The organism is Vibrio chagasii (assembly GCF_024347355.1).
GTDB lineage: Bacteria > Pseudomonadota > Gammaproteobacteria > Enterobacterales > Vibrionaceae > Vibrio > Vibrio chagasii.
The window spans coordinates 350,017-367,493 of the sequence record NZ_AP025466.1 but is presented as its reverse complement, the minus strand read 5'-3'; the positions used below and the strand labels follow the sequence as shown (position 1 = coordinate 367,493).

Annotated in this window: 17 protein-coding genes; 8 read left to right on the top strand and 9 right to left on the bottom strand. The window is 45.8% G+C overall.

What is annotated here, in order from left to right; translation table 11 throughout:
* The first annotated feature begins 155 nt into the window (after positions 1-155).
* Positions 156-752: a porin family protein gene (locus tag OCV52_RS17560; protein ID WP_137407642.1), complete on the top strand. Its 597-nt coding sequence runs from the start codon at positions 156-158 to the stop codon at positions 750-752.
* 116 nt (positions 753-868) lie between these two features.
* Here the strand turns inward: OCV52_RS17560 and OCV52_RS17555 are convergent, their stop codons facing one another.
* Positions 869-1,912 carry an endonuclease/exonuclease/phosphatase family protein gene (locus OCV52_RS17555; protein ID WP_137407643.1) on the bottom strand — a complete coding sequence of 348 codons (1,044 nt, stop codon included), beginning with the start codon at positions 1,910-1,912 and terminating at the stop codon, positions 869-871.
* A 192-nt stretch (positions 1,913-2,104) separates the two neighbouring features.
* Between OCV52_RS17555 and bla the strand changes: the two genes are divergently transcribed.
* The 6 genes from bla to OCV52_RS17525 all read left to right on the top strand — a co-directional run bounded on the left by bla (position 2,105) and on the right by OCV52_RS17525 (position 9,569).
* Complete coding sequence (gene bla, locus OCV52_RS17550) at positions 2,105-2,968, top strand: class A beta-lactamase (RefSeq protein WP_137407644.1); 864 nt, start codon at positions 2,105-2,107, stop codon at positions 2,966-2,968.
* A 246-nt stretch (positions 2,969-3,214) separates the two neighbouring features.
* Positions 3,215-5,110, top strand: coding sequence for an extracellular solute-binding protein (locus OCV52_RS17545; protein ID WP_137407645.1), 1,896 nt, complete (start codon positions 3,215-3,217; stop codon positions 5,108-5,110).
* A 12-nt stretch (positions 5,111-5,122) separates the two neighbouring features.
* Entirely contained in the window at positions 5,123-6,211 is a 1,089-nt protein-coding gene (locus OCV52_RS17540; protein ID WP_061031098.1) for a microcin C ABC transporter permease YejB, read from the top strand.
* Between the two features lie 31 nt (positions 6,212-6,242).
* Complete coding sequence (locus tag OCV52_RS17535) at positions 6,243-7,265, top strand: ABC transporter permease (protein ID WP_116870772.1); 1,023 nt, start codon at positions 6,243-6,245, stop codon at positions 7,263-7,265.
* A gap of 9 nt (positions 7,266-7,274) precedes the next feature.
* Positions 7,275-8,894, top strand: coding sequence for a microcin C ABC transporter ATP-binding protein YejF (gene yejF / locus OCV52_RS17530; RefSeq protein ID WP_137407646.1), 1,620 nt, complete (start codon positions 7,275-7,277; stop codon positions 8,892-8,894).
* 126 nt (positions 8,895-9,020) lie between these two features.
* Positions 9,021-9,569, top strand: coding sequence for an RNA-binding S4 domain-containing protein (locus tag OCV52_RS17525; RefSeq protein ID WP_061031096.1), 549 nt, complete (start codon positions 9,021-9,023; stop codon positions 9,567-9,569).
* 122 nt (positions 9,570-9,691) lie between these two features.
* Here the strand turns inward: OCV52_RS17525 and OCV52_RS17520 are convergent, their stop codons facing one another.
* Positions 9,692-10,585 (bottom strand): LysR family transcriptional regulator, encoded by an 894-nt coding sequence (locus OCV52_RS17520; protein ID WP_137407647.1) that lies wholly within the window; start codon positions 10,583-10,585, stop codon positions 9,692-9,694.
* 107 nt (positions 10,586-10,692) lie between these two features.
* Between OCV52_RS17520 and OCV52_RS17515 the strand changes: the two genes are divergently transcribed.
* Entirely contained in the window at positions 10,693-11,655 is a 963-nt protein-coding gene (locus OCV52_RS17515) for a nitrilase family protein (protein ID WP_137407648.1), read from the top strand.
* Between the two features lie 141 nt (positions 11,656-11,796).
* On the opposite strand, the gene OCV52_RS17510 is transcribed toward OCV52_RS17515, so the two are convergent.
* The 7 genes from OCV52_RS17510 to atpE are packed head-to-tail and all read right to left on the bottom strand — an operon-like array spanning position 11,797 to position 17,475.
* Positions 11,797-12,240, bottom strand: coding sequence for a F0F1 ATP synthase subunit epsilon (locus OCV52_RS17510; protein WP_137407649.1), 444 nt, complete (start codon positions 12,238-12,240; stop codon positions 11,797-11,799).
* Between the two features lie 14 nt (positions 12,241-12,254).
* Entirely contained in the window at positions 12,255-13,640 is a 1,386-nt protein-coding gene (gene atpD, locus OCV52_RS17505; RefSeq protein WP_004741162.1) for a F0F1 ATP synthase subunit beta, read from the bottom strand.
* A 43-nt stretch (positions 13,641-13,683) separates the two neighbouring features.
* Positions 13,684-14,553, bottom strand: a complete 870-nt coding sequence (gene atpG, locus OCV52_RS17500; RefSeq protein ID WP_063521901.1) for a F0F1 ATP synthase subunit gamma — start codon at positions 14,551-14,553, stop codon at positions 13,684-13,686.
* 46 nt (positions 14,554-14,599) lie between these two features.
* A complete protein-coding gene (gene atpA / locus OCV52_RS17495; protein ID WP_137407650.1) occupies positions 14,600-16,141 on the bottom strand; it encodes a F0F1 ATP synthase subunit alpha in 1,542 nt (513 codons plus the stop codon).
* An 8-nt stretch (positions 16,142-16,149) separates the two neighbouring features.
* Complete coding sequence (locus OCV52_RS17490; protein WP_137407651.1) at positions 16,150-16,701, bottom strand: F0F1 ATP synthase subunit delta; 552 nt, start codon at positions 16,699-16,701, stop codon at positions 16,150-16,152.
* Positions 16,702-16,712: 11 nt separating this feature from the next.
* Complete coding sequence (locus OCV52_RS17485; protein ID WP_137407652.1) at positions 16,713-17,183, bottom strand: F0F1 ATP synthase subunit B; 471 nt, start codon at positions 17,181-17,183, stop codon at positions 16,713-16,715.
* Between the two features lie 55 nt (positions 17,184-17,238).
* The gene (atpE, locus tag OCV52_RS17480) at positions 17,239-17,475 is read right to left on the bottom strand and encodes a F0F1 ATP synthase subunit C (protein WP_004730405.1); all 237 of its coding nucleotides are present in this window, start codon (positions 17,473-17,475) and stop codon (positions 17,239-17,241) included.
* Between the last annotated feature and the right edge of the window lie 2 nt (positions 17,476-17,477).

Here is a 17,477-nt window from a genome sequence, read left to right as displayed (position 1 = left end):
GAAGTTACTAAGTGATTATATTTTTATTTATTTTTTCGTTTTCTGTGAGCGTAATCTGATTGCCAATTCGACGGGGTGTCGGATAACTCTGACAAGATTGTGTAGCAGGGGAAGACGTAGCAATCTTGATTTGAAATAAGTAAGGTCAAGCAGTAATGAACAACAAATATATTTTAAGCATCGCGATGATGTCTGCACTTGTGGCAAATAGTGTAATGGCAGAGGACAATGGTTTCTACTTAGGTGGTGCAATTGGTACAACTGGTATTGATGATGGTGGGCTTTATGAGGGCTCTTCAAATCCCATTACTGTTGATGCAGAAGATCGTACTTACAAGATAATTGCTGGATACCAATTTAATCGTATCGTTGCACTAGAGGCGCAATATACGAATTATGGCGACGTTGTTGCAAAAAATGCATTAACCAAAGATTCTTACACTTGGTCTCCAACTGCATTTTCGATCGTTGCTAATCTAGGTTACACGTTTGACAATGGAATTCGCCCCTTTGGCATCGTAGGTTTGTCGACGATTGATTTAGACCAGTCGCTTCCGTTACTTGATGACGATCGTGGTGACGCTATTCGCTATGGTTTCGGAGTTGAGTACACACCCAAACAGGCTGAAAACTTTAGCTTTAGATTAGGTTATGAAGCGGATGCATTTGCGATTGAGAGCGATTCAGGTTTTGAAAATGATAAAGATCTCGTGATTGATTCATTTTACCTAGGCGCAACATACAACTTTTAAGTTTCAAACTTTGTTAAACGGTAAATCGATTTCTAAATGGGGCGTCGGTTGGCTCAACCCGTTTGTCTGAAGTGGAAAGGCCGCAGTGTTTGACTGCGGCTTTTTTATGTCTAACTCTAGGCCTCGCGGATATGAGCGGTGACGGAAACGACAGCGTGATCGGTACTGAATTGGTCGTGTTCGAAGCTTGGGTTAATCAGGTGATGATCGAGCACGGTGTAGTGTGATATTTCCATCAAACTTGAGGAGTTCTGGCAGTCAAATTCGTTCGACATCAATATGTAGTCCAAGACTGAGCCTGATGCGCCGTAATAGTGAGTTGGATTACGTTGTTCGAGCAAGTCTTCTTCGTGTAATTGATGGTAGAGATCCCAACTGTCTCTCAATCTAAAGTGTGAAAGCCAATGTTGGCTGGTTTCATCTCGATTCAACGAATAGCTCAACAGCCCTCTGAACTCATCGTTAAATAGGGGCTTGTTAAAGTCGCCCATCAATACAACGGGCTGGTTGGTGAGATAGCGTTGATTGGTAATGTATTGGTGTAGCAGTTGAGCTTCTAAACCGCGTTGAACACTCGATAGCCAAGAACCTAGTTGTTCCTGGTGAAGTTTAATCAGTGTATCGCTTTGTGGCTTTTGCTCTGCTGAACTGTCGCTGGGTTCTGCTGGCTCAACTTTTGGCTCAGTTGGGCGTTGTGATTTAAAGTGTACGACATAACAATCGGTTGAGCCTAAGTGAGGTAATTCAATGGTGGCGTGCACTGGCGTGCGGTTGAATGAAAAATTGTCGCTAAGGTTAAAGGCGGCAAGTAGGCTCGAATCCGGTGTGACAGGCTGAACATTTTCAATCGGGTAACGGGAAGCAATACCCACTACAGGGGAGGTGTATAGGTAATCATCTTCAACGTGTGCACTATCGACCACGGCAAAGTAGGGGTAACCGAGCTCATTCATTAGCTGCTGTAAAGATTCTGGGCTGAAGATCTCTTGAAAGCCAATCACATCGCTATCTGTTGAGCGAATCGCCTCAGCAATCCAATGTTGTTTCTTTTGCCATTCATCGAGGCTGTAGATGTTCTCAAAATCATAATAAGCATTCGGCGGCTCAAGGTAGTTCAAAAGGTTGAACGTTGAGAATGTTACTTGGTTTGGTTTGTTCAAGGTTGAATCCTATTGAAATCACTCTTTTAAGGATATCTAAAATATGGAGATATTGTTCGGATTTAGTCAGTTATTTTCATTTGATCTAGCGAAGGTCGTCGCTTTCTGCTTAAATTCTCTCCATTCGACGCGGTTAAGGTATCGAGTTTAATTTTCTCTACGATCAGTCGGTCGTTTTCTTATGGTTTCACTATGAAAAAATATACCTCTCTCGCTCTTGTATTGTTGAGCACCTTTTTCTCTACATCGTCATTGAGTCAATCCCTTACGCCTGAATCGATTGAGCAAATTGAATCTCGTGTTTCGGCACGTATTGGTGTGGCGGTCTATGATTCTGCGACCAAGCAGACATGGAGCTACAAGGGGGATGAGCGATTTCCGATGATGAGCACCTTTAAAACTCTGGCTTGTGCGAACCTTCTTTATGACGCTGAAAACAAAGGGCTGGATTTGGATTCAAAGGTCAGCATTAAGTCTGAGGACCTCATTGTTTGGTCTCCGGTGACTAAAGAGCTAGTCGATAAAGGTATTTCACTTAGAGATGCGTGTAGCGCAACCATGACGATGAGTGACAATACCGCGGCAAATATTGTGTTAGGTGGAATAGATGGGCCCAATGGCTTAACTGAGTTCCTGCGTTCTATTGGAGACAGCAATACTCGTCTTGAGCATTTAGAGCCAGAATTGAATCATGCTCGACCAGATGATGCGCGCGATACCACAACACCAAAAAGCATTGTGATGACGTTGAATGAGTTGATGTATGGCGATACGTTGTCACAAGCGTCCAAATCGACGTTAAAAGGCTGGATGATGGGCAATAAAGTGTCTGACGGAATGTTTCGTTCTATCTTGCCTAGTGGTTGGAATATTGCGGATAGATCAGGGGCGGGCGCTTATGGTTCTCGCGCAATTACGGCTATCGTGTGGAGTGAACATCGAGACCCATTGATCATCAGCGTCGCTCTTACAGAAACTGAATTCACTCTTCAAGAGCGTGACAAGGTGATCAACGAAGTAGGTCAACTTATCTTTGACACGTATCTGGTGAAGTAGCTAATAGCACAGTTAATCCGACACAATCACGCGCTAGCCACAGGTTCAGTTATGGCGTTAGCGCGTGACATTTCTTTAGAACAGTCCCGAGTAATTTGTAAATAAACCGCAAGAGATAGAGTGTTGATGGTTTTATTAGTTATTACATGATGTTAGATTTGATTCTATACTTGTTTTAACGGCATGCATTCAAAGCCGACAAATCAAGCTGAATATTGAATTCATGACATTTGAAGGGAGAGTCAAATGGGAACAGATCTTCGACGCAAAGCCTCGCAGCGCACTCAGTTTTTCAGGTTTAATTTAGCCTCATGTGCAGTCATGCTGCCGCTTATTGCTCTACAACCCTCCGTTACTTACGCATCCGATACCGCATCTACTCCCGCTGTCACCGTTATTGAAACCACACAACTGGTTGGTTTTGGTGAAGCAAAATACCTAGCCGATTTTACCCACTTCGATTACGTTAACCCTAATGCCCCTAAATTCGGCAAAGTGACTTACGGTAGCATTGGTACCTACGATAGCTTTAATCGATTCGGTTCCCGCGGCGTTGCCGCCAGTTATTCAGGTGAAATTTACGATACTTTGATGTTTTCACCGAGTGATGAAATTGATGCCTACTATCCATTGATTGCTTCCAAAGTTCGTTATGCGAGTGATTTCTCTTGGATGGAAATCGATATCAACCCGAATGCTAAATTCCATGATGGGCAACCTATCACGGCCCATGATGTGGCGTTTACCTTCATGAAATTTTCGACAGAAGGTGTGCCTCAATATCGTGTGTACTACAAAGACATCGAATCCGTTACCGCGGTTTCTGACTTGGTTGTTCGTATCGAGATGAATAATCCTAACCGTGAGAAGTTGTTTAGCTTTGCTCAAAGCACTCGCGTGTTACCAAAGCACTTTTGGAAAGACAGAAAACTCTCTGAGCCGCTAAGTGAACCGCCAGTAGGCAGTGGTCCTTATAAGATCATCAGTTATAAGTCGGGTCAAAGTGTTACCTACGGCCTTGATGAAAACTATTGGGCTGCAGATTTGCCCGTTAACGTGGGTCGCAATAACTTTAAGGAAGTGCAGTACGATTACTATCGTGATGACACCGTGATGTTAGAAGCCTTTAAAGCAGGGGAGTTTGACCTTCGTACTGAAAACTCAGCTAAGTTCTGGGCCAACTCTTATACAGGCGCAAACTTCGACAAAGGCTATATCGTCAAAGAAGAGATCAACCACGAGAAACCAGAGTCGACCCAAGGCTTTGTCTACAATATTCAATCTCCAGTGTTCTCAGATCCTAAAGTTCGTGAAGCGTTAACTTATGCGATGGACTTTGAGTGGATGAATAAGAACATGTTCTACGGTCAGTACAAGCGTACTCGTAGTTACTTCCAAAACACTGACTATGAAGCGAAAGGCTTACCAAGTGAAGACGAAGTGGCGTTTCTGTCTCAGTACAAAGACCAGATCCCACCGCGAGTGTTTACGGAAGAATACCAACCACCAGTCACCGATGGCAGTGGTCGTATTCGTAGTCAAATGCGCACGGCATTTAAACTGCTGAAGGAAGCGGGTTGGGTACTAAAAGACAAAGTAATGACTAACGAAAAGACTGGTAAGCCAATGTCGTTTGAGTTGTTGATTTACAGCCCAACGACGGAACGTATCGCTACACCTGTTCAAAAGAACCTTAAGCGAATGGGTATCGAGATGAAGATCCGCACGGTTGATACCACGCAATATATCAAGCGTCTTCGTGACCGAGATTTCGATATGGTTTCTTCATCGTTTTCGCCAAACCCTTATCCAAGTCCGAACTTAATGATTGTTTGGAACTCTAACTACATTGATTCTACTTACAATACAGCGGGTGTGATGGACCCTGTGGTGGATGCGTTAACTGAAGAAATCGCACGTAACCAACAGAACCCAGAAAAGCTCCTTACGCTAGGTCGCTCTCTCGACCGTGTGTTGCAGTGGAACTTCTACAACATTCCTCAATGGCACGTGGGTGAATACCGAGTGGCAATGTGGGACAAGTTTGAGCGTCCGGATGTGCTGCCTAAATACGATTTAGGTATCGATACATGGTGGATTTCAGAAGAAAAGGCGGCATTGCTTCCTGAGAAACGTCGCTAGGAGTTAGTTAGCATGGCTGCGTATATATTTCGACGTTTGTTGTTGGTGATCCCCACGCTGTGGGCGATCATCACGATTAACTTTTTCATCATTCAGATTGCGCCGGGGGGACCAGTAGAACAGGCTGTGGCGCAGTTAGAAGGGCACAACTCCGGTATTATGGAGCGCTTTTCTGGTGGTGGACAAGAGGTTGATTTAAGCGAGAGTGATCAAGCGTCTGCCAGTGGCTATAAAGGCTCACGCGGGCTGGACCCTGAAGTGGTTGAAGAGATCAAAAAGCAGTTTGGTTTTGATAAGCCAATTCACGTTCGCTACTTTGAGATGTTGAAAAATTACGCGACCTTTAACTTTGGTGAAAGCCTGTTTAAGGGCGGTAATGTTATCGATTTAATCATCGAGCGCTTGCCTGTATCTATTTCTTTGGGGCTTTGGAGTACGTTAATCATTTACGTGATTTCGATACCTCTGGGCATTATGAAGGCGATACACCACGGCTCTCGTTTTGATATTTGGTCGAGCGCGGTGGTGATTGTCGGTTATGCGGTCCCTGGCTTCTTGTTTGCTATCATTCTGATTATTTTATTTGCCAGCGGTAACTACTTCAGTTGGTTCCCTTTGCGAGGGTTAGTATCGAGTAACTTCGATCAACTCAATTGGTATCAGCAAATTGGTGATTACTTCTGGCATTTAGCTTTGCCTATTTTCGCCATGGTGATCGGTGGTTTTGCCACGCTCAGCATGCTGACCAAAAACTCCTTCCTTGATGAAATCAACAAGCAATATGTAGTAACGGCACGAGCGAAGGGTTTAGACGAGAACAGTATTCTCTACAAGCACGTTTTCCGTAACGCAATGTTGATCATTATTGCCGGTTTCCCAAGCGCATTTATTAGTATTTTCTTCACGGGTTCTATGTTGATTGAAGTGATGTTTTCACTTGAAGGCATAGGTTTACTTGGCTTTGAGTCGACCATTCAACGTGACTATCCCGTGGTGTTCAGTTCTCTCTATATCATGACCTTATTAGGCTTGGTTCTGAGCATTATCTCCGACCTGACTTATACCTGGGTTGATCCTCGAATTGATTTTGAAGCGCGTTAATGGCGAACGAATAACAAGGTATTGATAATAAATGTTTAACAACCCTTTAGCTGAAGCTCGTTGGTTACGTTTTAAAGCAAATAAGCGTGGTTTTATCTCCCTTTGGATATTTACCATCTTGTTTGGCTTGAGTCTGTTCGCTGAGATCATCGCGAACGATAAGCCATTATTGGTTTCTTATGACAATCAATGGTTTGTGCCTGTCATTAATGAATACGCAGAGACAGAGTTCGGTGGGGAGTTTGAAACCGAAGCCGACTATAAAGACCCGTATGTAATCGACCTCATCGAAGAGAATGGCTATATCGTTTGGCCTATCATTCCTTTCAGCTACGACACTATTAACTTTGACATCGCAGGCGCGGTGCCATCGGAGCCTGACTCGGTGAACTGGTTAGGTACAGATGACAAAGGGCGGGATGTGTTGGCTAGAATTATTTACGGCTTTCGTATCTCGGTACTCTTTGGTTTTGTTCTGACAATCGTCTCGAGTGTCATTGGCGTGGTCGTTGGTGCTACGCAAGGTTACTACGGCGGCTGGGTTGACCTATTTGGACAACGTTTCATCGAGGTGTGGTCTGGAATGCCGACCTTGTTCTTACTTATTATCTTGTCGAGTTTCATTGAGCCGAATTTCTGGTGGTTGCTGGGGATTATGGTGCTGTTCAGTTGGATGAGTTTGGTGGGTATCGTTCGCGCCGAGTTCTTACGCTGTCGTAACTTCGACTATGTACGTGCGGCACAAGCGATGGGCGTGGATGATAAGCGCATTATGCTTCGTCACATGTTACCAAACGCTATGGTTGCGTCGCTAACCATGATGCCGTTTATCTTGTCTGGTTCTGTCACCACACTGACGTCGTTAGATTTCTTAGGCTTTGGTCTGCCTGCGGGCTCGCCTTCATTAGGTGAGCTTCTGGCGCAAGGTAAAGCGAACTTACAAGCGCCTTGGCTTGGCATTTCTGCATTCGTTGTACTTTCTTTGATGCTTACGTTACTTGTCTTCGTCGGTGAAGCGGTACGTGATGCCTTCGATCCACACCAACAGAAGTAAGGATAGGTTATGACTTCAAATACAGCTCCTGCTTCTCCAGTGCTAACCATAGAAAAACTGTCTGTCGGTTTTGGAAGAAAGAAGGCGATAGAGCAGGTAACTCACGATGTTTCGCTCGAAATATACAAAGGGGAAACACTGGCGCTGGTGGGAGAGAGTGGCTCGGGTAAATCGGTGACGGCGAACTCCATTTTAAAGCTACTGCCCAAAGGCTCATCACATTATTTGAACGGGACGATTAACTTTTCTGGTAGTGATATCTTGAGTTGTTCTGAGAGGCAACTGCGCGGTATTCGTGGTGGTCGCATCGGGATGATTTTCCAAGAGCCGATGGTGTCATTGAATCCGCTGCATCGAATCGGCAAGCAGTTGGTTGAAACCCTCGCCATTCACCGCGGTATGCGTACCAACAAAGCACAAGCCTTGGCGATAGAGTGGTTATCTAAAGTAGGCATCCGTCATCCAGAGCAAAAAATATTAGCCTATCCGCATGAGTTATCTGGAGGTGAGCGTCAGCGTGTGATGATCGCGATGGCACTGATTAATGAGCCAGAGCTGCTTATTGCTGACGAGCCAACGACCGCATTGGATGTGTCGGTACAAGCCCAGATACTCGATTTGTTGAAAGATCTGCAACAAGAGCTTGGCATGGCGATGCTGTTTATCACTCATGACTTGAGTATCGTTCGTAAAATTGCCGATCGAGTGGCGGTGATGAAAGATGGTCGCCTTGTGGAAAGCAACGACTGCCAGACATTGTTTAGTGCGCCAGCTCACCCTTACACGCAAAAGCTCATCAATTCTGACCCTAAAGGTTTGCCTGTCCCTGTGTCACCCGACAGCCAACCGCTACTCGACGTAAATCAACTCCGTGTGTGGTTCCCAATTACGGGCGGCTTATTTAAGCGCACGATTTCGCATGTAAAAGCCGTTACTGATATGGAGTTCACCCTTAAGAAAGGGCACTCAATTGGCTTAGTGGGTGAGAGTGGCTCTGGTAAGTCGACCACAGGTATGGCGATATTAAAGCTGGTGGAGAGTGAAGGTTCGATCACTTATGAAAGCGAGCAGCTTCAAGGGCTAAACCGTCAGCAAATGCTGCCATTTCGAAGCCGTATGCAAGTTGTCTTTCAAGACCCATTCTCAGCGTTGAACCCAAGAATGTCGGTGGCACAAGTGATTGGTGAAGGCTTACGTGTTCATCAGCAGCTTGATGAGAGCGAACTGGACCAGCGTATTTGCGATGTGATGAAAGAGGTCGATCTTGACCCTAAAACGCGTCACCGTTACCCAAATGAATTTTCGGGTGGTCAAAGGCAGCGCATTGCGATTGCGCGAGCACTGATTCTGAAGCCAGAGTTTATCCTACTCGATGAGCCAACCTCTTCATTAGACAGAACGGTACAAGCTCAGGTATTAGACTTACTCAAGTCACTGCAAGAAAAGTACGATCTGACTTACCTGTTCATTAGCCACGATCTCAACGTCGTCAAATCTCTATGTCATTATACTATCGTGATGAAAGCGGGTGAGGTGATAGAGAAGGGCGAGACCGAGACGCTGTTTAGCGCTCCTCAACACGAATACACCAAGCAGTTGGTGAGCCTCTCGAACGTGGGTGGCGTGTAAGTCGCCAATAGAGGCACTATTCTTTATAACAAGGGCGATCATGTTGAATTCAACATGGTCATTTAATGGTTTTACGATTACACTGCGCCCAATATTTCAGAAGTACATATTTAGGTAGAGGTCACCATGGACCAAGAACATTACGAAGACGCTGACTACGAAGGTTACGAGCACGGCGAAGAAGGCGAAGAGATTGAAATCGAGGCGATTGGTGTCGATGTGTCATCTCAGCCAATTGAGCTCTACAAAGTGTTCAAGATCGCGAACCTAGTGAGTGGCGGTGGCGAAGCTAAGCACGTCATCTCTGAAGGTTACGTTGCGGTAAACGGTGAGCTGGAAACACGTAAGCGCCGTAAAATGTACGATGGTGACTTCTTTGAGTTTAACCAAGAATACTATGTAGTGTGCTGTGACCAGCCAGTACAAGAAGTAGAAGATAAACCAAAGAAAAAAGAAGCGGCTAAGAAAGATAACAAGTCGAAAAAAGGCCAGTCTAAAAAGGGTTCAAGCAAGAAAGAATCACAGCGCAGCACTGCAGATATGCTAAGCGCTAAAGCTGAACCTAAGAAACAGAAAAAAGAGAAGAAGAAAGAAAACAAGCCGAAAAAGAAAGCGGACACGCCAAAGCCAACACGTGACGACAAAAGCGGCCGTAATTCGATTGAGTTCTTCTAATTTACAGCTTTAAACTGCTGGTCTGAAACTCTTTTATCGCTTATTAGCAGCGCTAAATGTGTCTTTAGCGTTGCCAGATACTAAAAGGCTCACTCTGATAGTGAGCCTTTTTTGTTTGAAATTCAGCGTTTGGCTTCAATTTCGCTTTGCTTCGCTACAAAATCTACAAACCTATCCCTGAGTGGATTCTCACTCTCTCCATTCCATATCAATCCGACAGGCCAAGTGGCATGTTCACCTTGTAATGCAATGAATTCAACTCTGGTATTGCTTATCTGCTGCGCGCTGCTCGGTACTATAGTAAAGCCAATATTGGCCGATACTAAGGCTAGCAAGGTAAGAATATCGTCAGCTTCTTGTGTCTTTGATAGCTCGATATTATTGGCGATGCAATATTGCTGGATCTGTTTGTCTAGTCCGGGTCCACGATGTTGGGCGAGCTTTAGGTAAGGCCATTTCGCTAACTCAGAGATAATCAGAGTTTTGCTTGGCGCTTGCTTGAGAAGATCTTTGTGTATCGCAATCACAAGGGAGTCATCGAATAGCGTTAGGCTGTTTAGAACGGGTGAATCGGGGATACGATTGAAGCTGATATCGAGTTCGTGAGTCAATAACTCATCCGTCTGTTGCTTAGAAGTAGTGTCATTCAAGGTGATGTGAACATTTGGCTGCTGTTGCTTGTACGCAGCAATCAGCTTAGGTGCCTCGTGATAAGTGGACACGCCAAATCCAATGTTTAAATGCCCCTCTGTCCCATTGACCACCGAGCCAGAAAGCTGCTGAAAGGCTTGCATTGAATCGACCAAGCGTTGGGCTTCTGCCAGTAAGGTTTTGCCAGCATGCGTCAGCTCTGCGCCATTTCTACCACGAGAAAACAGAGACGCCCCAATGTTGGATTCAAGCCGCTGAATCTTTTTGGTGAGTGCCGATTGAGTAATGTAGAGCTGCTTTGAAGCCAAACGATAATTTCCCGACTTAGCCAACTGACAAAATGCCCTTAGTAAATCAAATTCCATTCCAAATACTCATTGAACTACGAATATCTTTCATTATATGGAATTGAAGCGATTTTTTATACTGGCTCCATAGCAAATCGGATAAAGCGAAAATTCGAGGACGAATTATGAAAAGAGACATCAAAGTAGCATCGGTTCAGTTTAACCATCATGCCGGCGACAAGGCGTACAACTTATCGGTGATTGAGCATTACGTTCAACAAGCGGCGGACAGTGGTGTCGAGATCATTAGCTTCCCAGAGATGTGTATTACTGGCTACTGGCATGTGTCTGCTTTGTCGCGAGACGAAATAGAAGCTCTCGCGGAGCCAGTACCGAGCGGTGAATCCACTCAACAGCTGCTTGCACTAGCAACACGATTTGGAATGAGTGTTGGTGCTGGCTTGATAGATCAGGGTATTGATGGTGAGTTATACAATACGTATGTGTTCGCGATGCCAAATGGTGAGGTACAGAAACATCGCAAATTGCACACGTTCGTAAGCCCATATATGAGCAGCGGCGATCAATACACTGTGTTCGATACGCCCCACGGTTGCAAAGTCGGGATCTTGATTTGTTGGGATAATAACTTGGTTGAGAACGTTCGAATTACCGCTTTGAAAGGTGCCGATATATTGATTGCACCACATCAAACGGGCGGTTGCCATTCGCGTAGCCCAAATGCGATGAAGCGAATTGACCCAGATTTATGGTTAAACCGAGATGAAAACACAGAGGCAATTCGTGCTGAAATGCAGGGGAAGAATGGGCGCGAATGGCTAATGCGTTGGTTACCGGCAAGAGCGCACGATAATGGCATGTTTGTGGTGTTCAGTAACGGTGTTGGCGTTGATATGGATGAAGTCAGAACGGGCAATGCGATGATCCTAAGCCCTTATGGTGAAATTATTACTGAGACAGACAGTGTGGATAACGACATGGTAATTGCAGAGCTAAAAGCCGAAGAGTTGAATATGTGTACTGGCAGACGCTGGATCCGTGGTCGTAAGCCAGAATTATATCATTCACTTACACAGCCTCTTGGTCATGAACTTGATCCACACCAAGCGCGTTTTGCAGATAAATAATGTTGAAGGTGCTGGTGGGTAAAGTGAGTGAATAGTGGGTAAATGGGGGAAGGGGAGTTCTAAGCTTTAAATGTAGTCTCCCCACTTAAATCGTTTTTAAGTGGGGAGACTATCTACACAGAAATAAGCAATTGCCTATGTTTAGTGGCGGGTTCGAGACGAGGTAAGATCCGCAGCTCGTAGTTGAGCAATCGCTTTGGCAAGTTCAAGCTGAGCATGCACAAAGTTAACGTCTACATTGCCCTTATTGATGTTCTCTAGAGCGGCGTGTTTCGCTTCCTCTGCACGAGCACGGTCAATGTCTTTGGCGTGCAAAGCGGTATCGGCCAACACTGTCACTACATCGGGTTGAACTTCAATCATCCCGCCAGACACATAAAGCACTTCATCTTCTGCTTTTGGGTCGGTGACAAATACTGTCACGCCCGGTTTTATTTTGCTAAGAAGCGGGGAGTGACCGGGACGAATCCCGAGTTCACCATCTGCTCCAGAAACGGCTAGGGCATATGCCGGCCCTGAAAACAACGTACCTTCGGCACTTACGATATTAAGTTGAAATGTATTGTCTGTAATTCCAATAGCCATGATGCACCTACCTGTTAGAGTGATTTAGCTTTTTCAAGCACTTCGTCGATAGAGCCACAGTACAAGAATGCTTGCTCTGGAATGTCGTCGTATTCACCATTTAATAGGCCTTTGAAGCCTCTTAGCGTTTCGCTGAGTGGTACAAACACACCTTTCTGACCAGTAAAGACTTCCGCTACGTGGTAAGGCTGAGTTAAGAAACGTTCAATCTTACGAGCACGAGATACGACCTGCTTATCTTCTGTAGAAAGCTCATCCATACCAAGAATCGCGATGATGTCTTTTAGCTCTTTGTAGCGTTGCAGCGTGGTTTGAACCGTTTGTGCAATGTCGTAGTGCTCTTGGCCTACGATCAGCGGGTCCAATTGACGTGACGTTGAATCTAGTGGGTCAATCGCAGGGTATAGGCCCAGTGCCGCGATGTTACGAGACAGTACAACGGTCGCATCTAAGTGAGCAAAGGTTGTTGCTGGCGATGGGTCAGTCAAGTCATCCGCAGGTACGTATACCGCTTGGATAGAGGTGATAGAGCCCTGTTTTGTTGACGTGATTCGCTCTTGAAGTACACCCATCTCTTCCGCTAGCGTTGGTTGGTAACCTACCGCTGAAGGCATACGACCTAACAGCGCAGATACTTCTGTCCCCGCAAGCGTGTAACGGTAGATGTTATCGATGAATAACAGTACGTCACGGCCTTCATCACGGAAGCGTTCAGCCATAGTTAGGCCAGTAAGCGCAACACGTAGACGGTTACCCGGTGGCTCGTTCATTTGGCCGTAAACCATGGCAACTTTGTCTAGTACGCCAGCTTCTTTCATTTCGTAGTAGAAGTCGTTACCTTCACGAGTACGTTCACCTACACCGGTAAATACCGACAAACCTGAGTGAGCTTTGGCGATGTTGTTGATAAGCTCCATCATGTTGACGGTTTTACCTACACCGGCACCACCAAACAGACCAATTTTACCACCCTTAGCGAATGGACAGATAAGGTCGATAACCTTAACACCTGTCTCAAGCAATTCAGTGCTGTTGGCTTGCTCTTCATAAGAAGGGGCTTCGCGATGGATCTCGTAGTTCTCTTTTTGGCCGATTTCGCCACATTCATCGATAGGTTGGCCGAGCACGTTCATGATACGGCCTAGTGTTTCTTCACCGACTGGAACTGTGATTGGAGAACCTGTATTTTCAACGGTTAGGCCACGACGCAAGCCGTCTGATGTGCCCATCGCAATACAGCGAACAATGTTGCCGCCAAGTTGCTGTTGAACTTCTAATACCAGCGAGCTTGCTTCGTCGCTAGTGACTTTCAATGCATCATAAACGCGTGGGCTGTTATTGCCGCTAAACTCGACGTCGACCACCGCGCCGATCACTTTTACTATTTTTCCAACACTCATGTGTAATTCCTCAAATTCTATTCTGACCCGCTCTTGTCTGCCCTTAGACAGCTTGTGCACCTGAGACGATTTCACTCAGCTCTTGGGTAATGGCAGCTTGTCTTGCCTTGTTGTACACCAACTGCAAATCATCGATGAGCTGGCCTGCGTTGTCGGTAGCGGCTTTCATGGCTACCATTCGGGCAGCTTGCTCACAGGCAATGCTCTCAACGATGCCTTGATAGACTTGAGATTCGATGTATCGGTGTAACAGTTCAGAGAGTATGTCTCTTGGCGCTTGCTCATAGATGTAGTCCCAACGGCGTTCTTTCTTGGCTTCACCGTCTGCTTCTGAGTCAGAAGGGTGGGGGAGAAGTTGTAAAGTCGTTGGAGCTTGGACCATGGTGTTAACGAACTGGTTGTAGACTAAGTACAAGCTGTCGATTTTGCCTTCGTCATAGTGACCAAGCATCGCGTTGACCGTACCTAAGATGTCTTCTAACTTAGGTGCGTCACCTAGGCCTGAAGTTTGTGCGATAACATTGCCGCCGCGTTGGAAAAATGAGATAGCTTTTGAACCAATTAAGGTGGTTTCTACCTCAACGCCTTTAGCGCGCCATTGCTCCATTTCTTCCAGCACTTTCTTGAACAAGTTGGAGTTCAAGCCACCACATAAACCGCGGTCAGACGAAATAATGATGTAAGCCACGCGCTTAGGTTCACGCTGTTGAAGGTAAGGGTGCTGGTATTCCAGCGACCCTGATGCAACATGGGAGATAACCTTACGCATGTTTTCGGCATATGGTCGCGTCTGCGTCATGTTGTCTTGAACCTTACGCATCTTACTTGCCGCGACCATTTCCATTGCACTTGTGATTTTCTGAGTGTTACTAACACTGGCTATCTTGGTGCGAATTTCTTTAGTACTTGCCATAATCTGCTCCTATTTGTTTTTGTTTCCAGCTAACAAACCGGAGCACTTACCAAGCTTTCATCCCAACAAAACCTTCTAGAATCTCTTTAAGAGCGCTATCGATTTCGTCGTTGTAATCACCTGTCGCGTTAATCTTGTCGATCAGCGCTGGGTTTTGAGCTTTGGCGTACGCGATCAGCTCTTCTTCGAAGCGGGCTAGGTTGTTTAGCTCAACATCGACTAAGTAGCCTTTTTCAGCCGCATAAATCACAGTAGCTTGCTCTGCAACCGACATAGGGGAGTACTGCTTTTGCTTCATCAGTTCAGTCACACGCTCACCATGGTCAAGTTGCTTACGCGTCATCTCATCTAGGTCTGAAGAGAACTGAGCGAATGCCGCCAATTCACGGTATTGAGCCAGTGAAGTACGGATACCACCAGATAGCTTTTTGATGATCTTGCACTGCGCAGCACCACCCACACGAGATACCGAGATACCTGGGTCAACAGCCGGACGTAAGCCTGCGTTGAATAACTGAGTCTGTAGGAAAACCTGACCATCGGTAATCGAGATTACGTTGGTTGGTACGAATGCCGATACGTCGCCTGCTTGAGTTTCAATGATAGGAAGCGCGGTTAATGAGCCTGTTTGGCCTTTCACTTCACCGTTAGTGAACTTCTCTACATACTCTGCATTGACTCGTGCTGCGCGTTCTAGCAGGCGTGAGTGAAGGTAGAATACGTCGCCAGGGAAGGCTTCACGACCCGGTGGGCGTTTAAGTAGCAATGAGATTTGGCGGTATGCGACCGCTTGTTTGGATAGGTCATCGTAGATGATCAGTGCATCTTCACCACGGTCACGGAAGTATTCGCCCATGGTACAACCCGCGTAAGGTGCGAGGTATTGAAGCGCTGCTGATTCTGATGCTGATGCGACAACTACGATAGTGTTCTTCAGCGCGTCGTGCTCTTCGAGTTTGCGAACCACGTTAGCGATGGTTGATGCTTTTTGACCAATCGCCACATACACACATTTAATGCCTGAGTCTTTTTGGTTGATGATAGCGTCGATTGCTAATGCTGTTTTACCTGTCTGACGGTCACCAACGATCAGTTCACGTTGACCACGACCGATAGGCACCATGGTATCTACCGCTTTGTAGCCAGTCTGAATAGGCTGGTCTACAGACTTACGTTCAATTACACCAGGGGCAATCACTTCTACTGGATCAAGACGGTCACAACTTACTGGACCTTTACCATCAATTGGCTCACCTAGAGTGTTTACTACACGGCCCAGAAGCCCATTACCCACGGGTACTTCCAAGATACGCCCAGTGCCTTTAACTTTCATGCCTTCAGAAAGGTCAATGTAAGGGCCCATAACCACAGCACCAACAGAGTGGGTGTCTAGGTTTAGTGCAAGTGCGTATTTGCCGCCAGGTAGTTCAATCATCTCGCCTTGCATTACATCTGCAAGACCGTTGATGGTGATGATGCCATCACGAACCGATACGATAGTGCCTTCGTTGCGAGCTTCAGTGCTCACGTTAAATTGCGAGATTCGTTCTCTAATTAGATCACTAATTTCATTTGAATTTAATTGCATTTTATTACCTATCTCGCGTGAAGTTGATTAGCTAATCGGCTTATTGATGTGTTCAATGAACCATCGATGACGGTTTCACCCGCCTTGATGACGATCCCACCGACCAGTGAGTCGTCAATCACCTGTTCTAATTCAACCTGACGCTCTAATTTCTTCTCAAGTGCAGCCGTTAATGAGGTAACTTGACCTGATGTAAGGCATTCTGAGCTGGTGACAGTGACAGGAATTACACGTTCATGTTCGTCCTTCAGCTCGCTGAACAAGCTAAACAAGTCTTTTATCACTGCAAGACGGCCATTCTCAGCCAACACTCGAATTAGGTTGATAACGTGTTCATCAACCAACCCTTGGCAAACGTGAATGATGAGATTGGCGAGCTGTTCAGTTTGTTGGGCGCTTGCCCCTTCTGCTGAGATAATCTGATCAGCGATCGCTTCTTCTTCCGTTACTGCCACAAGAATCGAAAGCATCGAGTGCCACTCTTGTAACTTGTTTTCACCCAAAGCAAAGTCGAATGAGGCTTTGGCGTAGGGATGAGCAATATTGGTGTAATCTGACATACTGCCTCCGCTTACAGTTCGCTAATGAGTTGATCGACTAACGCTCGGTTCGTTTCTGAATCTAGGTTTTTGTTGATCAGTTTCTGTGCACTTTGAATAACAGCGTCTGCCATGTCTGCCTGAAGTTCACGACGTAACTTTTGACGCTCACTTTCTAGTTCGGCTCTGCCTTGCTCTAAGATGCGAGCTTTTTCTTGCTCGGCTTCTTCGTGCGCTAAGCTGATGATTTCATTGCGGCGTTTTTTGCCTTGTTTAATCAGTTCAGTGACGTTGCGTTTTGCATCTTCGACAAGTTGTGCGCCATTGGATTTTGCTAGTTCTAGCTCTTTCGCTGCATTCTCTGAATGGCGTAAACCATCAGCAATTTCTTTTTGGCGCTCGTCTAACATTGCGGTGAGAGGGGGCCATACATATTTCATGCATAGCCAAACAAAAATCACGAATGAGATTGCTTGCCCGAACATGCTTGCATTTAAGTTCATACCTTCCTCGCTAAATCTTGATTAATTACAAATCGATCTTTTCAAAGCTTTTTGATTAAGCCACGGCGAAGATGATGTATAGACCGATACCAACACCGATCATTGGTACTGCATCCACAAGACCCATCATGATGAAGAATTGAGTACGAAGCATTGGAGTAAGGTCTGGTTGACGAGCAACACCTTCAAGGTATTTACCTGCCAAGTTACCAATACCTGACGCTGCACCTGCCGCACCTAAACCAATCAGTAATGCACCTGCTACATATAAAACTGCGCTTACGATATCCATTT

What these genes read in the sequence shown, in the direction of transcription:
- OCV52_RS17520 (WP_137407647.1), bottom strand. Translation starts at nt 10,585, where the DNA reads ATGGAATTTGATTTACTAAGGGCATTTTGTCAGTTGGCTAAGTCGGGA.
- atpE (WP_004730405.1), bottom strand. Translation starts at nt 17,475, where the DNA reads ATGGATATCGTAAGCGCAGTTTTATATGTAGCAGGTGCATTACTGATT.
- OCV52_RS17545 (WP_137407645.1), top strand. Translation starts at nt 3,215, where the DNA reads ATGGGAACAGATCTTCGACGCAAAGCCTCGCAGCGCACTCAGTTTTTC.
- atpG (WP_063521901.1), bottom strand. Translation starts at nt 14,553, where the DNA reads ATGGCAAGTACTAAAGAAATTCGCACCAAGATAGCCAGTGTTAGTAAC.
- OCV52_RS17485 (WP_137407652.1), bottom strand. Translation starts at nt 17,183, where the DNA reads ATGAACTTAAATGCAAGCATGTTCGGGCAAGCAATCTCATTCGTGATT.
- bla (WP_137407644.1), top strand. Translation starts at nt 2,105, where the DNA reads ATGAAAAAATATACCTCTCTCGCTCTTGTATTGTTGAGCACCTTTTTC.
- OCV52_RS17540 (WP_061031098.1), top strand. Translation starts at nt 5,123, where the DNA reads ATGGCTGCGTATATATTTCGACGTTTGTTGTTGGTGATCCCCACGCTG.
- yejF (WP_137407646.1), top strand. Translation starts at nt 7,275, where the DNA reads ATGACTTCAAATACAGCTCCTGCTTCTCCAGTGCTAACCATAGAAAAA.
- OCV52_RS17535 (WP_116870772.1), top strand. Translation starts at nt 6,243, where the DNA reads ATGTTTAACAACCCTTTAGCTGAAGCTCGTTGGTTACGTTTTAAAGCA.
- OCV52_RS17515 (WP_137407648.1), top strand. Translation starts at nt 10,693, where the DNA reads ATGAAAAGAGACATCAAAGTAGCATCGGTTCAGTTTAACCATCATGCC.
- OCV52_RS17525 (WP_061031096.1), top strand. Translation starts at nt 9,021, where the DNA reads ATGGACCAAGAACATTACGAAGACGCTGACTACGAAGGTTACGAGCAC.
- OCV52_RS17490 (WP_137407651.1), bottom strand. Translation starts at nt 16,701, where the DNA reads ATGTCAGATTACACCAATATTGCTCATCCCTACGCCAAAGCCTCATTC.
- OCV52_RS17560 (WP_137407642.1), top strand. Translation starts at nt 156, where the DNA reads ATGAACAACAAATATATTTTAAGCATCGCGATGATGTCTGCACTTGTG.
- atpA (WP_137407650.1), bottom strand. Translation starts at nt 16,141, where the DNA reads ATGCAATTAAATTCAAATGAAATTAGTGATCTAATTAGAGAACGAATC.
- atpD (WP_004741162.1), bottom strand. Translation starts at nt 13,640, where the DNA reads ATGAGTGTTGGAAAAATAGTAAAAGTGATCGGCGCGGTGGTCGACGTC.
- OCV52_RS17510 (WP_137407649.1), bottom strand. Translation starts at nt 12,240, where the DNA reads ATGGCTATTGGAATTACAGACAATACATTTCAACTTAATATCGTAAGT.